The sequence below is a fragment of the Ekhidna sp. genome (assembly GCF_040223195.1).
GTDB lineage: Bacteria > Bacteroidota > Bacteroidia > Cytophagales > Cyclobacteriaceae > Ekhidna.
The window spans coordinates 1-16680 of the sequence record NZ_JAVKDX010000008.1 but is presented as its reverse complement, the minus strand read 5'-3'; the positions used below and the strand labels follow the sequence as shown (position 1 = coordinate 16680).

General features: G+C 45.5%; 12 protein-coding genes. 6 read left to right on the top strand and 6 right to left on the bottom strand.

Annotated elements, in window-relative coordinates:
- The first annotated feature begins 83 nt into the window (after window positions 1-83).
- Complete coding sequence (locus RLN88_RS03625; protein WP_350220017.1) at window positions 84-2453, top strand: ABC transporter permease; 2370 nt, start codon at window positions 84-86, stop codon at window positions 2451-2453.
- A 94-nt stretch (window positions 2454-2547) separates the two neighbouring features.
- Here the strand turns inward: RLN88_RS03625 and RLN88_RS03620 are convergent, their stop codons facing one another.
- Entirely contained in the window at window positions 2548-3909 is a 1362-nt protein-coding gene (locus RLN88_RS03620; protein WP_350220016.1) for an NAD-dependent succinate-semialdehyde dehydrogenase, read from the bottom strand.
- Window positions 3910-4050: 141 nt separating this feature from the next.
- Between RLN88_RS03620 and hppD the strand changes: the two genes are divergently transcribed.
- Window positions 4051-5178: a 4-hydroxyphenylpyruvate dioxygenase gene (gene hppD / locus RLN88_RS03615; protein WP_350220015.1), complete on the top strand. Its 1128-nt coding sequence runs from the start codon at window positions 4051-4053 to the stop codon at window positions 5176-5178.
- A 289-nt stretch (window positions 5179-5467) separates the two neighbouring features.
- Window positions 5468-5764, top strand: coding sequence for a cupin domain-containing protein (locus RLN88_RS03610; protein WP_350220014.1), 297 nt, complete (start codon window positions 5468-5470; stop codon window positions 5762-5764).
- 66 nt (window positions 5765-5830) lie between these two features.
- On the opposite strand, the gene RLN88_RS03605 is transcribed toward RLN88_RS03610, so the two are convergent.
- Window positions 5831-6265 carry a MarR family winged helix-turn-helix transcriptional regulator gene (locus tag RLN88_RS03605; RefSeq protein ID WP_350220013.1) on the bottom strand — a complete coding sequence of 145 codons (435 nt, stop codon included), beginning with the start codon at window positions 6263-6265 and terminating at the stop codon, window positions 5831-5833.
- A gap of 206 nt (window positions 6266-6471) precedes the next feature.
- On the opposite strand from RLN88_RS03605, the gene RLN88_RS03600 reads away from it, so the two are divergent.
- Window positions 6472-9162: a DUF3352 domain-containing protein gene (locus tag RLN88_RS03600; RefSeq protein ID WP_350220012.1), complete on the top strand. Its 2691-nt coding sequence runs from the start codon at window positions 6472-6474 to the stop codon at window positions 9160-9162.
- Between the two features lie 7 nt (window positions 9163-9169).
- Here RLN88_RS03600 and RLN88_RS03595 read toward each other — a convergent pair whose 3' ends face one another.
- Window positions 9170-10576 (bottom strand): MATE family efflux transporter, encoded by a 1407-nt coding sequence (locus tag RLN88_RS03595; protein WP_350220011.1) that lies wholly within the window; start codon window positions 10574-10576, stop codon window positions 9170-9172.
- 438 nt (window positions 10577-11014) lie between these two features.
- On the opposite strand from RLN88_RS03595, the gene RLN88_RS03590 reads away from it, so the two are divergent.
- Window positions 11015-12019 carry a nucleotidyltransferase-like protein gene (locus RLN88_RS03590; protein WP_350220010.1) on the top strand — a complete coding sequence of 335 codons (1005 nt, stop codon included), beginning with the start codon at window positions 11015-11017 and terminating at the stop codon, window positions 12017-12019.
- Here the strand turns inward: RLN88_RS03590 and RLN88_RS03585 are convergent.
- A complete protein-coding gene (locus tag RLN88_RS03585) occupies window positions 12016-14058 on the bottom strand; it encodes a M3 family metallopeptidase (RefSeq protein WP_350220009.1) in 2043 nt (680 codons plus the stop codon). The two genes, RLN88_RS03590 and RLN88_RS03585, sit on opposite strands and share 4 nt — an antisense overlap.
- Window positions 14059-14137: 79 nt before the next feature.
- On the opposite strand from RLN88_RS03585, the gene RLN88_RS03580 reads away from it, so the two are divergent.
- Complete coding sequence (locus tag RLN88_RS03580; protein ID WP_350220008.1) at window positions 14138-15733, top strand: mechanosensitive ion channel family protein; 1596 nt, start codon at window positions 14138-14140, stop codon at window positions 15731-15733.
- Between the two features lie 165 nt (window positions 15734-15898).
- On the opposite strand, the gene RLN88_RS03575 is transcribed toward RLN88_RS03580, so the two are convergent.
- Both RLN88_RS03575 and RLN88_RS03570 read right to left on the bottom strand, forming a co-directional pair.
- Window positions 15899-16147: a hypothetical protein gene (locus tag RLN88_RS03575; RefSeq protein WP_350220007.1), complete on the bottom strand. Its 249-nt coding sequence runs from the start codon at window positions 16145-16147 to the stop codon at window positions 15899-15901.
- Between the two features lie 100 nt (window positions 16148-16247).
- Window positions 16248-16680: hypothetical protein (locus tag RLN88_RS03570; RefSeq protein ID WP_350220006.1), on the bottom strand; the 433-nt coding region annotated here is incomplete at its 5' end.

Genomic DNA, 16680 nt, shown 5'->3' with positions numbered 1-16680 from the left:
ATTTGAAAAAACCAGAGTACCTCCACTTAAATGCAACTATTTGATCATCACAAAACTCCTTTACTTAACTAACTCACAAAAGCATGCTCAAAAACTTCTTCCTCATCTCCTTTAGGAACCTTAAGAAAAACGGACTTTACTCCATCATCAACATTTCAGGGCTTTCCATCGGGATCGTCTGCAGCGTCCTGATCTTGCTCTGGGTGGCCGACGAGGTTTCGTATGACAAATTTCTTCCAAAATATGACCGGCTCTATCAGGTATGGATCAGTTCTGACTTTGATAATCGGGTAAATAACTGGCGATCGGTTCCATTGCCTACCTATGAGGAGATGAAAGTAATCGATAGCAATATCAAAAATTCGGTGGTGACCGGCTGGGGCGGAACCCGCCTCCTGACTGTCGGGGATACCCGTATTCTGAAAGACGGCTATTATGTGAGTGAGGAGTTTCTGGAAATGTTTGAGTTTGAGTTGATCTCAGGCAGCCACGCCGAGGCACTCAAAGACCCCATGTCGATCGTGCTGTCCGAGTCTACCGCAAAAATCCTTTTCGGAGATGAAGACCCTATCGGGAAACAGGTGAGGCTGGAAGACGAAGGAACACTGCAGGTCACTGCCATAGTGAAAGATGTCCCAAAAAATTCTTCTTTTGAATTTGACTACCTGGCCACCTGGAAATACAGGGAATCCGTAAACCAGTGGGTCAAAGACAACCGAACCAATTGGGGAAATTACTCCTTTCAGGTGTTTGTGGAGCTCAATGATGCCAGCCGTGAGCTGGACGTAGAAGAAAACATTGCTGACCTGATCATGGAAAAAGATAGCCATGATAATATGAAAAAGCACTTCTTTCTTCACCCAATGAAAAAATGGCGGTTGTATTCCAACTGGAATGATCAGGGAGAAGAAGCTGGAGGTCGCAGCGATTATGTCCAGCTTTTCACCGTCATTGCCATTGTCATCCTGATCATAGCCTGTATCAACTTTATGAACCTTGCCACCGCCCGCTCCGAGAAACGAGCCAAAGAAGTGGGCATTCGAAAAAGCCTGGGATCCAGCCGGGGAAAACTCATTTCCCAGTTTATGGGGGAATCCATTTTCATCACCGCTCTTGCTTTTATACTGGCAGTTCTCCTAACAGAGCTATCGCTTCCCGCTTATAACAACCTGGTGGAGAAGAACCTCTTCATAGACTACTCCTCTCCCATCTTCTGGTTAGCGTCTGTGGGCATTATCGTAGTGGTAGGGGTGATTGCAGGGAGCTATCCTGCCTTCTACCTCTCCTCGTTCCGGCCAGTGCAAACGCTCAAAGGAACCGTAAAAGCAGGAAAAGGCGCCACCACACCACGGAAAGTCCTGGTTGTTTTGCAGTTTGGTTTTTCCATTGTTTTGATGATCAGCACCATCGTGATCTTCCAGCAGATTGATCTTGTGAAAAACAGGGACCTGGGGTATGAGCAGGAGAATTTGATCTCGGTCGAATTGACCAATGATCTTACCGAAAATTATGATGTAGTAAAACAGCAATTATTGCAATCAGGCCTGGTGGAATCCGTGACCCGATCTAACAGCCAGATCACCTCCATCAACTCCAACAACTTCCTCGGATGGCCGGGCAAACCGGAAGATCAGCGCGTGATCTTCACCACCATTACTTCGGAGTACGATTATGCAAAAACGATGGGCATAGATGTGCTGATGGGACGGGATTTCTCCAAAGAGTTTGCGAGCGACTCGGATGCCATTGTCATCAATAAAGCTGCCCTGGATCTGATGGGACTGGAAAACCCAATTGGGACTAATCTTGATTTATGGAGTGAAAAAAGAAAACTGATTGGTGTAGTGGATGACGTATTGATGGGCTCTCCTTACGAGCCGGTAAAACCCATGTTCGTGATCCTGGCCAACTGGGGTGGCTACATCTCAGTCCGATTGAAGAAGACGGACGATCTCCAGGCAACACTCAAGGGGATTCAGCCGATTTTCGAAGAGCACAATCCGGCATACCCATTTGAATACAAGTTTGCCGATGTGGAGTTTCAGCGCAAGTTTACCACCATTAACCTGACTCGAAAGCTGGCCACCATCTTTGCCGCACTGGCGATGGTCATCACAGGACTTGGGCTCTTTGGGCTCGCCAGCTACATGGCAGAGCAGCGCATCAAAGAAATTGGTATCCGAAAGGTGCTCGGCGCTACGATCGCCAACCTCATGGGGCTGATGTCCAAAGATTTTGCGAAGTTGGTTCTTGTCTCTTTCTTCATTGCCGCACCGCTTTCGTGGTACTTGCTGGACAAATACCTGGATCGATACACCATACGAGTAGATATCGCCTGGTGGGTATTTCCGATGGTCGGCACCATTGTACTGGGATTTGCTATTGCCATTGTCTCTGATCAGGCCAGAAGAGCAGCTAAGGCAAACCCTGTGAAGTCATTGAGAAATGAATAACCTCCCCCTAACCCCCTCTGGAGGGGGTTAGGGGGAGGATAATTAGCGAAACAATGTGAAGATTTCTCCTTTCGTCGAAATGACAAAAAAGGGATTACTTAACATAAACCGTCTTCGCATTCACAAACTCTTTGATGCCATGATGCGAGAGTTCACGACCAAATCCGCTCTCATTGATGCCTCCAAATGGCAGCCTTGGATCGGATTGAACCATCGCATTCACGAAGCATGAGCCCGCTTCGAGCCGGGTAGCTGCAAGCTGCTCGGCCCGGGCTTCATCTTTGGAGAAGATCGCCCCTCCCAGTCCATAGCTTGTATCATTGGCCACCGCCAGAGCTTCTGCTTCATCTTTCACGGTGATCACGGAAGCCACAGGTCCGAAAAGCTCTTCTTCGTATGCTGGCATGCCTTTCTTTACATTGGTTAGAATGGTGGGTGGATAATAATATCCGGTCATATCCGGCACTTCCCCACCCAAGATGCACTTCGCTCCTGCATCTATGCTTCGCTTCACCTGATCAGCCAGCTGCTCCCGATACTTCTTCCCTACCAATGGTCCCAGGTCTGTTTCTTCAGCCAACGGGTCACCCATCGTGTAGGACTTCATCTCGACGATCAGCTTTTGCTCGAAATCCTCTTTGATGGACTCAGGGACAATAAACCGCTTTGCACTGATGCAGCTCTGCCCATTGTTTTTCAGGCGGCTGGCTACTGTGGTTCGTACTGCCAGATCTAAATCCGCATCCTCCAGCACGATATATGGATCGCTTCCACCAAGTTCCAGTACACATTTCTTGAGCAGTGCACCGGCCTGGGCTGCTACTGACTTTCCTGCCCGGGTACTTCCGGTGAGTGTCACTGCCTTTACATGCCTATGCTCAATCACCTTAGATGTCTGTTCGTTGGTAATGAACAGATTGGTAAACAAATACTTTGGAAAACCTGCTTTCTTAAATACCGACTCGATAGCCTCCGCACAACCGGGCACATTGGGTGCATGCTTCAGGATGGCCGCATTCCCGGCCATCAGTCCCGGTGCGGCAAAGCGAAACACTTGCCAGAAGGGATAGTTCCACGGCATGATTGCAAGCACAATCCCAAGAGGCCTGTAGCTCACATAGCTCTTCGCTGCATCCGTAGGTATGATTTCGTCTTTCAAAAACTCCGCTGCATGCTCTGCGTAGTATTCACACACCCAGGCGCACTTCTCCACTTCTGCTTCACTGTCTTTGAGTGGCTTGCCCATCTCCTCCGTCATGATCTTTGCAAAGGCATCCTTCTCCGCCCTCAATACCTCAGCAGCTCGCTTCATGTGCTTTGCTCGTTCGTCAAAAGACACATATTTCCAATCCTGATAAGCCTGATGTGCTTGCACAATTGCTTCCAAAAGCTGAGCGTCAGAATGATCAGGATAGTTTTTTAGGGGGAGTTCAGTAGCAGGATTAATTGCTTGCATTCGGGTGAATTTTTAGCGTGATACTTGATTAACTTTATAAAAGGAGTTTTATCGGAATTCGTTCCATCTGCCCCTTTTTTGAATTGGAAAACTAACCCTTTAATTTTGTTGTTATAACAACCATTAAAACAAAAACTTGTCATGGAAACCACAGCAACAGCCGAAAAAACACAGGAAGCACAGGACTTCATGCCGATCAATGGCACGGACTACCTGGAACTATATGTGAGCAACGCCAAGCAGGCCGCTCATTTTTACCGATCGGCTTTCGGATTTAAGGCGCTGGCCTATGCCGGGCTGGAGACCGGACTCAAAGACCGTGAGTCGTATGTGGTGGTTCAGGACAAGATCAGACTGGTGCTGACCTCTCCCCTGCACAGCGGCACGGAAATCGGCCGACACATCGATAAGCATGGAGATGGCGTGAAAGTAACGGCGCTTTGGGTGGATGATGCCACTCATGCCTATAATGAAGCCGTAAAGCGAGGAGCAAAATCATTCATGGAGCCAAACATCATCGAAGATAAGCATGGAAAGGTGGTGCAATCCGGCATTCACACGTATGGTGAAGTGGTGCATATTTTCATTGAGCGGAATGAGTACAGTGGAGTGTTCCTCCCTGGCTATCGTGAATGGAAGACCGAATATAATCCGGCTCCCGTGGGACTGAAATATGTGGATCACATGGTGGGCAATGTGGAGCTTGGGCAGATGAACGAGTGGGTGAAGTTTTACCAGGATGTGATGGGCTTCAAACAGATCATGTCATTCGATGATAAGGACATTTCCACCAAGTACACCGCGCTGATGAGCAAGGTGATGAGCAATGGCAATGGACGAATCAAGTTTCCGATCAATGAGCCGGCCGCAGGACTGAAAAAATCGCAGGTGGACGAATACCTGGAGTTTTATGAAGGTGCGGGCGTGCAGCACATTGCGGTGGCTACCGACAACATCATCCAGACGGTAACTGATCTGAAGAATAGAGGAATTGAGTTTTTGCAGGTACCGGAAACGTACTACGATGTATTGACCGAGCGTGTGGGCGAGATCGACGAAGACATAGATGCGCTGAGACCTTTGGGTATCTTGGTAGATAGAGACGATGAAGGCTACCTGCTGCAGATCTTCACCAAGACGGTACAGGCACGACCTACGATGTTCTTCGAGATCATCCAGCGAAAAGGTGCTACCTCCTTTGGAAAAGGGAACTTCAAAGCGCTATTTGAAGCACTGGAGCGCGAGCAGGAACTGAGAGGGACGCTTTAAGCAAGACATAAACGCAAAATAGAAAAGGAATCCGGGAGGGTTCCTTTTACCGTTACATGTTTGCAGTTCTGCCCCCTGTTGGTGCTGTCACCATCAGGTCTGTAATAGTGGCTAAAAGGTAATCCAGAACTACAATTTATTTGGTATTAGCAACAAGATCACCGGGTATCTTCGAGCTCCTGTTTGTTGGTGAAAACACCAACAAAGGTCTCTCATTAAAACACATACTTCCATTCCTCTCACCTCACTTCCATTTACTTCCTACCTTCGAGCTTAATTCAACGAACTCATGAAACTAGTCATCACTTCCATCTGCTTCCTTCTCCTCTCCTGTACTCCCAAGCCATCCCTCCCCGATCCGTTGGAAGCAGGCTGGGACAATCAACCCGTGTGTGAAGTGCTGGAAGAAAATGAAAACGTACGGGCACTGCGGTGCACGTTCCCGCCGGGAGTGGGCCATGAGCGGCACTACCATGCGGAGCATTTCGGATATACTATACAGGGCAGCAAGTTTCGTATCACGGATACAACAGGCACCAGGGAAGTGGAGGTACCTACTCAGCAGCTTCTACAACGAACAGATTGAGTGGCATGAAGTGCTCAACATCGGGGACAGCACGGCGGTGTTTCTGATTTTGGAACCGAAGTAGTCTTACCCTCTCTCCTCGCTGTAGTTCGTGAAGATCTTATCAAGGGTATTAATCAAGGTTTCGTATTCCTGCTCAGACAGATTGGTCCAACCCAACTTTCGGGATTCCTCCACGGCGGGTCTGGCTTTCCGGATCACATTGTTTCCTTTTGGAGTGATGCGCACGTGGTACTTTCTGCCGTCCATCTTGTCACGCACTCGCTCTACCAGCTTGTTTTTCACGAGCAGGTCCACGATTCGGGAGACGGTTGGTTTGTCGCGAAAGCTCATGTTGGCCAGGTCAGTTTGGTACATGTCCCCCTCACCCAGCTTGGAGAGGATCACCCACTGCTCGGGAGTAAGCTTTACTCCTGCTTGCTTGAAGCGATTGATCAGGTCCTGACGTACCACCTTGTACGTCCGGTCGATGTATGAGCCGAGCTCTTTGTATTGCGACATGGCACTAAGATAATGCCTGTTGGTATTACAAAACCCTTGCTATTCAATTGAAATGTAATCCAGGAATTTGAGAGCTTACCAATCTGAATAAACATTGGTTCAGATCACCTTAAATGCCCTCTATGGAAAAAAATAAATACAAACCAGCCATAGGGTACTAATTGCCTAATATCTAGGTTATTTTTGGAGGAAATCAACCAATCGATTTGAAGAAGCTTCTGATCTCCATAGCCATACTCCTCCTGATCGGGGCGGGATATTTTACTTATGAAAAATGGGTGAAGCACGCCAACCTGACCAACTGGAGTTTTGTTCCTGCCGATGCGGCTATGGTTTTTGAGGCGGAAGTGATTCAGGATCTTTCTACGCTACAGCAATATTCGATTTGGAGTACGATAGAGCAATCTTCCGGTTTTGACAACCTGAGAAACGGGCTCAGCTTCCTCGACTCTATAAATGGCGAAGGTGGCTTCTCCGCCATCTTTGAGAAGGCACCCACACTGGCTTCCCTTCATAAAGTCTCCAATAGCAATGTAGACTTTTTGTTCATTGTGGAATTGCAGAATATCTCACAAAATACGTTTGCAAATGCTACCATTGGAAAGCTGCAAAAGGCAGGATATCGCTTCCGTACCAGAAACTATAATGACTTTAAAATCAGTGAGATAAGCAATAATGGGAAAACGCTCACTTTCATCTTCTACAAAAACTTCTTCCTGGCGAGCTTCACCCCATATCTGGTAGAAGATGCCATCCGTGCCATCAGCGATACAGAGCTTGCTTCCTTCAGAGAAAAATTCACAAGACTCAGTGAAACAGGAGTGCAGGGAATGGCCTCCATCTATGTGAACTATGCAAAAGCAAGCGAAGCAATTGGCGCATTTACTTCGGGAAATGTAAAAATCCCGATGCTGTCCGGAAACTATGAAGTGATGCTTGATTCCACTTTCATTCAGCTCTCAGGCTTCTCATACACTAAAGATGGGTGGCTTGGCACACATACTACTCAGCCGGCTACATTTGACATGGCAGAAGTAGTACCTGAGAATACCGCATACTTTTTCCATATCACCTCCACAGAGATCTCCAAATGGAAAGAGCAACAGATTCAATATTTGAGATCTACCGATCCCAAAATCAGAAACTATCAGGACTCCCTCAAAGCACTTTATGACTTCAACGCCGATCAGGTGTTTGACTTGATTGACAATGAAATAGGCGTGGCAAATCTGGAATCCCCACGATCTCGCGATGAGCAAAAGCTGATGATCCTGGAGGTGAAGGATATTCAGGAGTCGCTCGATTTTTTTAGTCAGCTCACGCAGCGCATTTCCATCGCACGGGGAGATTCAGTTTACACAGAATCCTACAGTGACAATGAGATTCGCTTCCTTCCCATCGCCAACTTCCCTTCCACCATTCTTGGCAATCTGGCAGATGGATTTGATCAGTGCTTTTATATCAGCTATCGCAATTACCTGATCTTTTCCAACGATCTGCAGGAACTTAAAAACCTCATTTCATCCGTTCAGAATGAAGACACCTGGGGCAAATCCATCCAGATGAACAACTTCCTGGAGCGTGCCAATAATGCGGCGAATGTGAGCCTTTTCGTAAACATCCCACGCGCATGGACCAACATTCTCAACACGCTGAAACCGGAATGGGAAGAGCATTTCAGGAAAAACACAAATGCTTACAAATCCTTTGAGTTGGCTGCCTTCCAGTTTAGCTACCTGGATGGTAGGTTCTTTACCAATTACACCTTTACCCAACCAGTAAAACGTGCGAAGAGCATCCCTAAAACCAGTGCTGAAAATGGAGTCAGGTTCGTGAGTAAACTCACCAGCAAGCCCTACCTCCTTCGCACACATGCTCACAGGGATTTTGATATTTTGCTACAAGACAGCTCCAATACCGTCTACTACCTTGATCCAAATCAAAACGCGCTTTGGTCTGAGCCGGTAGAAGAAGCAATTGTGGGGGATGTCTACCCGATCGATTATTACAAGAACGGCAAGCTTCAATACGTTTTTGCCACGGCATCTAAAGTGCACATCATTGACCGAACAGGTGAGTACATTCCGGGCTATCCCAAAACACTACCCGGATCAGCGCAGATTGAGCACCTGAACCTCATCGACTATGATTTGAGCAGGAATTATCGGATGGCAATCACCAGCACAGAAGGTAATATTTACCTAACTGATAAGGACATGAAAATACTGGACGGCTGGAACCCCCGTAAACTGAACCGAAAAGCATTGACGCCCCTAAACCACGCACGCCTGGGAAGAAAAGATGCTATGATCTCCATCCAGGAAAACGGGATAATTAACCTGATGAGTCGTAGAGGGGATTTCATGAAAGGATTCCCGTTTGATACGCGGCAAACACTTAGCAAACAATACTTCCTGAGACAATCAAACGGGCTGGGAAATTCCTCAATTACGGTGATCTCCAATGGAGGAGAAATTACAGAGCTCAACCTGGAAGGTGATGTGGTGAAGCGGGATCAACTGATCAAAACAAGTGCGGATGCCCGGTTCAGACTTGTGCCAGATACCGGCGAAGATTCATTCATTATCATCCGAAATGAAGGCAATACCTATGAAGTATTGGATGATACCGGAAACCTGCTTTTCAAAAAGGATTACCTTTCTGAAGGGCCAATCTTGATCCAATATTATCAATTTGGTGCCGGTAAGGACCTGGTCATCTTCACAGATAAAGCAAACAAGAGCCTCTACATCTACGACAAATCCGGAAATCTACTAACCGGGAACCCGCTCAACTCCGAGCATGAAGTGAGCCTGATTTACTCCGCTGCAAAAAGGGAGTTCCAGGTTTTTAGCACGTGGGGGTCAAACCTGGAACTGTATACTTTTAGTTATTGATTACCAATTAAACTTCAACCGTCTTCCACTTGCCTCTCTTGAAGAGTACAATAGCAATCACCGCGTATAAGCTGTGACAAAACGCGATACAGAAGAATACTCCATCGGCACCCCAGTCATTCATCACTGATAGGAAGTATGCTAATGGAATCTGAATAGCCCAGAAAACCACGATATTGATCAAAAGTGGAGTGATTGTATCTCCGGCACCATTAAAAGATTGGCCGATAACCATGCCATACGCAAAAAAGATATACCCAAAGCAGATGATCCTGAGTGCACTTTTGGCTGTTTCCAGAACGACACCAGACTGATCAAAGATGCCCAACACCTGATCTGCAAAGATTGAAAAGACAATCGCGACCGTAACGAGGAAAATGGTATTCCATTTGGCTGTACGCCATACGGAAGTCTCCGCCCGGTCAGGTTTCTTTGCCCCAAGGTTTTGTCCAACAAGCGTAGCAGCCGCATTGGCCATGCCAAAAGATGGAAGCAGCGTAAACACAATCACGCGAAATGCCAGCTGGTAACCGGCAACAGCCTCAGTTCCAAACTCCGCAACAATACGCACAAGAAACAGCCAACTGAGTGTCTCCACCAAAAACTGACCGATACCTGCTGAACCAATTTTTATAATTTCTACTACAGTCTTAATGCGGAGCACAAAGTTTTTTACTGTAAGCCTGATCAGGGAGCTGCCATTGAAAATGTGAACCAACTGGTACACAACACCAATACTTCGGCCTGTGGTGGTGGCTATTGCGGCACCTTCCACACCCATCGCCGGGATAGGCCCCAGCCCAAAGATGAAGATCGGATCCAGCACGATGTTCAGAAGATTCGCCAATAAAAGCGATTTCATTGCTATAGAAGCATTTCCTGCACCTCGGAAAATTCCGTTGATCAGGAATATCAAAATAATGCTGAGGTTACCGGCATACATGATTTTGGTATAGCCAACACCCTCCGCTATCAGGTCGCTCTCCCCTCCCATCAGCTCCAGGATTTTTTCGGCAAAGACAAAACCCAGGACACCAAAAGTGACCCCTACAGCTATGGAAATTAATATAGCCTGAAAGGCAGCATCAGCAGCACGAACAAGCTTTTTCTCACCCACACGTCTGGCCACAATGGCCGTAGCTGCCATACTCAGACCCACAGCAAGCGAGTAGATGATCATCAGCGGTGTTTCGGTCAATGCCACTGTGGCAATTGCATTTACACTGATTCTGGATACAAATACCATATCTACGATTGCGAACAATGATTCACCAATCATTTCAGCAATCATCGGGATGGACAGCAAAATAATCGCCTTATTGATGCTACCAGTGGTAAATTCGGTTTCATCGCCTCTAAGGGCGGAAATAAAGAGTTTGAAAACTCTGGATATAGAGAATGATTCTTTCGTCATTTCTAAATGAAATTAAATGGTTAGGCTGCCAAAAAATGAATAGCAGCTTTTAGAAAATTGTTAAGAAATAAAAACGGATAGTTTGAGATACCCAGCCTTGGGGTTACCCTCTGATGCGAGAGGGTGTGGTTTTAACAATCTCAGCGAATAGAATCATAAGACTACAATTCTAGTTTATTTTTTCAAATAAATCATTTCTATCAAACAGTTTTTAGTGTAATAGTTGTGAAATTCTTTGTTTCCTTCAAAATTCAAGCGTTATTCAGCTACCCGTAATAAGTTAAGTAAGTATCTGAACATCGATACTAAAAAGGGAGATTGAAGAACATTTAAAGCCAAAAATCAGGGGATCCTAATTTATCTTGTCATTGGGGTTTCCTAACGATAATCTTCTAAAAATACAATTTATATCTGGAGAATTGCTTATTTTGGCGTTCGATGGAACACGACTACAGCCTGCTAGTAGAAAACCTGAAAGGAAGGAGGTACGACGAAGCACTACGTGAACCGGTGCTTTCGGACGCTTTTCATCAATCCGGCTATTCAGACTGTCTGCGCTATGCGCTGGAGTCCATGGTCGAAATTGATGCCTCTTATGCTTATAAAGTCTATGCGAATTCCAGACGGATTCATGAGATGATTAGTGCCGCACTGAAGAAACGAGGCTATGATGTAGACTACCGCTATCAGGGAGCACTCAAGACCTATTCCAATATTTTGCTTTACGGCGATGTGGAAATCATCGTGATTAAGAAAAACATCTCTGAGAAGCCACATCAGGACATGCAGACACTTGCCCTTGATCTGATGAACATTCTTTCCGGCAATCCTTCATTCAAGCGTGTGGATTACAGTGATAAGACAAGGATTCGGATTACGGCTCTCAAACCCACCTGTGAGATTGATATACTTCCATCCATATGGATCAATAGTGCCGAATACAACAAGACAAAAAATGAAATTTATCGTGGCATTGCTGAGTTTGATTTCGCTAATAAGAAGGTGAAGAAATACCTTCCTTTCCTGAATATTGCCAGGATAAACTCGAGGGATCAACACACCAACGGAAATCTGAAAGCCATAGCCCGATTATTGAAATCGCTTCGTGCCGATTCTCAAGACCAAATAAATCTGAGAGACTCAGAAATCAATGCTCTTGTTTACAACATGCCTGAGGTGGAGATGGCCGCTTCTCCCAAAAAGGTATTGTCGTTGCTTCCAAAGGTTTCTTCACTGCTTAGCAAACTTGCGACCGATACGGAATCTTTCAACCGATTGCTTTCTCCTTCGGAAAAGGATCGTGTTTTTAGTGGTAGACCAGAAAAACAAAAGGAGGTGAAGAAATTGAACGCTTCCCTACTCCGCCTCATCGATGACCTGAAGAGCGATCTGGAAAGCAGAAACCTGACCCTTAACTCTGAAATTGAATACCTCGAAAATTAGACGAGCCCGGCTCGTTTCAATAAGGCATCTGGCGTTGGTTCCTGTCCTCTAAATTTCTTGTATAGCTCCATCGGGTGTGCTGTACCTCCTTTGCTAAGTATATGCTCTTTAAACGATGTAGCGGTTGACTTATCGAAGACCCCATGTTGCTGAAATACTGAGAATGCGTCCGCATCCAATACTTCAGCCCATTTGTAACTATAGTATCCTGCGGCATATCCACCAGCAAATATGTGGCTGAACTGCACACTCATGTTGGTACCCTCTACTTTTGGAAACAACTCTGTGGGGGCAAAAGCAGCATCCTCAAAAACACCAACATCAGTAATGGCATTCGCTTCATCGACTGACAGGCTATGCCAGGCCATGTCCAGCAGTCCAAAACTTAGCTGGCGAACCGTCATATAGGCTTCATGGTATGTGGATGAGGCCTTGATCCTGTCCACCAAACTTTCCGGAATCAACTCTCCTGTTTGATAATGCTTCGCAAACAGGTCCAGGCATTCCTTTTCATAGCACCAGTTTTCCATGATCTGGGATGGCAGCTCCACGAAATCCCAGTAAACGCTGGTGCCAGACAGGCTTTGATACTGCGTATCCGCAAGCATTCCATGCAGTGCGTGACCAAACTCATGGAAGAGTGTTTTTACTTCGTCAAATTTTAGCAAGGAAGGGTGATTGCTGAAAGAAGGCGTGAAGTTGCAGACAATGCTGACCTGAGGAATCACACGCTTTCCTTCATCATACCTTTGACTTCTAAAGGAAGTCATCCAGGCACCTCCGCGTTTGCCTTCACGAGGAAAAAAATCCGCCAGGAAAACGGAGACGACCTCCCCTTTTTCATTGAGCACCTCATACGCTTTCACGTCTTCATGATACACTTCCAATTCACTATTAGGCTTGAAGGAAATGCCATAAAGCCTTTCAGCCGTTTCAAAAACCCCGTTGATCACATTTTCCAGTTTGAAGAATGGTTTGACCAACTCGTCATCCAGCTCGTACTTTTCCTTTCTGAGTTTTTCAGAATAATAAGACCAGTCCCATCGCTGCAGCTCAATATCCGTTCCTTTTGATTTGATGAATGACCTGATTTCTTCAACCTCCTCTTTGGCTTTCGGTAGGCTTTTCTCCAGTAGGTCGTTCAGAAAGACAATCACCTTATCAGGAGACTCGGCCATGCGCTGCTCCAGCACATAATGGGCAAAGGTTGGATAGCCCAGCAAAGAGGCCAATTCTGCCTTTAGTCGAATGGTCCTCAAGATTAGATCCTGATTGTCACGCTCGTCCCCTTTGAAGCATTTTTCCATAAATGCACGATAGAGCTTTTCACGCAATTCCCGGTTATCCGCATACTCCATGAAAGGAATGTAGCTGGGAGCCTGAAGCGTAAACACCCATTTACCATCATAGCCCTTTTTATTCGCCAACTCAGCAGCTCGGGCTTTTACATCCTTGGGAAGGCCAGCCAAATCGCTTTCGCTATCAAGAATCAACTCATACGCATTGGTTTCCGCCAGCACATTTTCCGAAAAAGTCAAGGACAGCTTGGATAATTCAATGCTGATTTCCTTGAAACGCTCCTTCTTTTCACCTTCAAGCTCCACCCCTCTCCTCACAAAATCAAAGTAGGTTTCATGCAGTAATTTCTGCTGTTCTCCATTTAGACTGAGTGAATCCATTTTATCATACACGGCCTTTACTTTTTGAAACAGCTCATCATTCTGCTTTACTTCACTATTGAAAGCTGAGAGCTTAGGAGATATCTCCTGAGCGATCTTTTGCAGCTCGTCTGAAGTTTCCGCTGAGTTCAGGTTGAAAAGAATGGAAGTATTGCGCTGTAATCGTTCCCCGCTGTTTTCAAGTGCCTCAATGACATTTTCAAACGATGGCTCTTCGGAATTGCTAATAATGCTCTCAATGTCCTGTTTTGCTTCAGCCAGCGCATCTTCGATCCCCTCAATGTAATGACCGGAATCGATGTTGGAAAATGGCGGCAATTCATACCTGGTGGTGAATGGGGAAAGAAGTGGATTAGACATTCGAAGTTTTTTAATTAACTAAATGGGCGACAAAGGTAATAGCTGATGAAGTTTACTTTTGCACCCAAACAATGATCATATGAGGTTTTTAATAACACTTGCTTTTATAATCAGTTCACTTTGGCTTCAGGCGCAGGAACCATTCATTGACCTGACCACTCCGCAAGCTGCTGCGAAGACTTTTCTAACCAACCTAGAGGGTGAGGATCCCAATGATTCACTGGCCGCACTTCCTTTTGACCCTCAAAAAAGAACATTTCAGACTGCACGAAGATCGGCCATTAAGCTTAAGCGGGTGCTGGATGGACGTGGGATCATCCTTTATCTGGATGAGATTCCTAAATCTGCCAATTACCTGGACTCGGCCAGTAATAAAAACAAGTATATCCTGCTGGAAGAGCATCCTAAAATTTTCCTTTTGAAAGCTGAAAACGGCAAGTGGTATTTCTCAGATTCCAGTATCGATACGATTGATGAACTGTATGATGAAACCTTTCGGTTTGGAACCGGCCAGCTATTGAATCTCCTACCCAGGTTAGGAACCAGAAAAACTTTTGGACTATATACCTACCAGTATATCACCATCTTCTTACTGGCACTAATAAGCGCCCTGGTGTACAAGGTATTCTCATTTTTCACCGAGCGAATCTTCAGTCGGATTGTGAAAAAATTTGGGTACGAAGGAGAAGCTTCTGAGAAGTATCTGTGGCAGATTGCCCGGCCTACCAGTGTTTTCATCATTGTTTTACTATTGCTGCTGTTTACTCCAGCATTGCAACTTCCGGTCACCTATTCCAAATATGTAAATCTCATTCTCAGGGTGATGCTTCCGCTCTTCGGAACTGTGATCATGTACCGCATGGTGTCCATTGCCAGTGTCTTTCTGATGCGAATGGCGCAGCGAACAGAGAGCACACTGGATGATCAACTTGTGCCTCTGCTGCGGAAGACGCTCAAGACGTTTGTGATCATCATTGGTACGCTTCTGATCCTGGACAATCTGGATGTGCCTATTTTACCCCTTTTGACAGGTCTCTCCATTGGAGGTCTGGCATTTGCATTGGCGGCTCAGGACACGATCAAAAACTTCTTTGGCTCGGTGATGATCTTCATTGACAAGCCCTTTCAGGTGGGCGACTGGATTACTGCCAATGATGTGGATGGCACGGTAGAAGAAGTTGGATTCAGGTCTTCAAGAATCCGGACATTCAGGAATTCGGTCATCTATGTGCCCAATAGCAAACTAGCCGATAACACCATTGATAATCATGGACTAAGAAAGTACAGAAGATTCTATACTCAGATATCAATCACTTACGATACTCCACCGGAGATGATTGAAGTTTTTGTGGAAGGCTTAAGACAAATTGTAGAAGACCACCCACACACGTGGAAGGAAAATTACCATGTCTATTTCAATGAGATGGCTTCCAGTTCACTCAATATCATGTTTTATGTATTCTTCAATGTACCTACCTGGGGCGAAGAATTGCAGGCTAGGCATGAAATCCTGATGAGCATCATGAGGCTTGGCCGGGAAATTGGCGTTCACTTTGCGTTCCCCACGCAAACACTTCACATCGAAAATTTACCCGGACAACCGTCATTATCCCCTTCGTTCCTTTCAGGCCAGGAGGCAGAAATGAAGCTGCAGACGTTCTTTAAGAAGGGGTAAAGTCCTATCGAATTGTGCTAGGCCTCACACATGGTTGTCCTTGGAAATTTCACATCGTTCATCTACCATATCCTAGGAACAGCCGGATGGCCTTAAAGGCAATGTATTCGTAAATTTCATCGAGTCGTTTTAAAGCTGGTGGTGTCCAGTTTTACCTCTATTTCCTTATCCTGCATGTTTTTGCTTGAAGTAAGCTCTTGCTTCTGTTTGGCTTATTAGTTGGTTGTCCTTAATGGCTTTTTGGGAATCTTCATTTCGCTTGTAAAACACTTCTTCGCTCATTGGGTTTAAGCTTTCCTCATATCGTTTTGCCATTCCAAAGGCTAGCATGTTTTTAATTGCTTCCACTAAATGAATGTCTTCTACTTTGTCCAACTCTGATTTTATCAACTCTTTTTCTGCGTGTATGTCCATCTCTCTGATAATGTGTTTCGGTTTGTTAAAGGTAACAATCATTCTACTATAACTGTGTATTCAAAGGGTATTTGAACTAATGAAATTCAGACATTTTGTACTAAAAACTCACCTGATACCCAATCCGTGGAGTGAGTGGTCTTTGATTGAGTGTATTGTTTTTGTAGTTGAAATCATAGAGTAGGGAAACACTCAAACTTACTTTTGCTGAGATATTAAACCGACGGCCAACACCTGCCAAAGCAGCATATTGCCAATAAGCCGGCACACTTGACTCCTGAAACAGGGATTTGTTTTTTACTAATTGATATTCAGCATACAGGAAAAAGCCCTTCAAAATATCATAGTTTGCAAAGAGGCTTAATCCATGAGCATCGCCTGCCAATGAGGATGAATCACGATCATTCAATTGCTCTCTAAGTAGAAGACCCATACCTGTTGAAAATGATTTGTTCCATCGGTAGCCAAGTTGAATATTTGAATCTAAAATCACTGGATCAGTGGACTGGATGGTGACATTGCCATTGAGAAAC

Bases quoted from the DNA above. Each gene is read 5' to 3' on its own strand.
- RLN88_RS03625 (WP_350220017.1), top strand. From the start codon at position 84: ATGCTCAAAAACTTCTTCCTCATCTCCTTTAGGAACCTTAAGAAAAAC.
- RLN88_RS03620 (WP_350220016.1), bottom strand. From the start codon at position 3,909: ATGCAAGCAATTAATCCTGCTACTGAACTCCCCCTAAAAAACTATCCT.
- hppD (WP_350220015.1), top strand. From the start codon at position 4,051: ATGGAAACCACAGCAACAGCCGAAAAAACACAGGAAGCACAGGACTTC.
- RLN88_RS03610 (WP_350220014.1), top strand. From the start codon at position 5,468: ATGAAACTAGTCATCACTTCCATCTGCTTCCTTCTCCTCTCCTGTACT.
- RLN88_RS03605 (WP_350220013.1), bottom strand. From the start codon at position 6,265: ATGTCGCAATACAAAGAGCTCGGCTCATACATCGACCGGACGTACAAG.
- RLN88_RS03595 (WP_350220011.1), bottom strand. From the start codon at position 10,576: ATGACGAAAGAATCATTCTCTATATCCAGAGTTTTCAAACTCTTTATT.
- RLN88_RS03590 (WP_350220010.1), top strand. From the start codon at position 11,015: ATGGAACACGACTACAGCCTGCTAGTAGAAAACCTGAAAGGAAGGAGG.
- RLN88_RS03585 (WP_350220009.1), bottom strand. From the start codon at position 14,058: ATGTCTAATCCACTTCTTTCCCCATTCACCACCAGGTATGAATTGCCG.
- RLN88_RS03580 (WP_350220008.1), top strand. From the start codon at position 14,138: ATGAGGTTTTTAATAACACTTGCTTTTATAATCAGTTCACTTTGGCTT.
- RLN88_RS03575 (WP_350220007.1), bottom strand. From the start codon at position 16,147: ATGGACATACACGCAGAAAAAGAGTTGATAAAATCAGAGTTGGACAAA.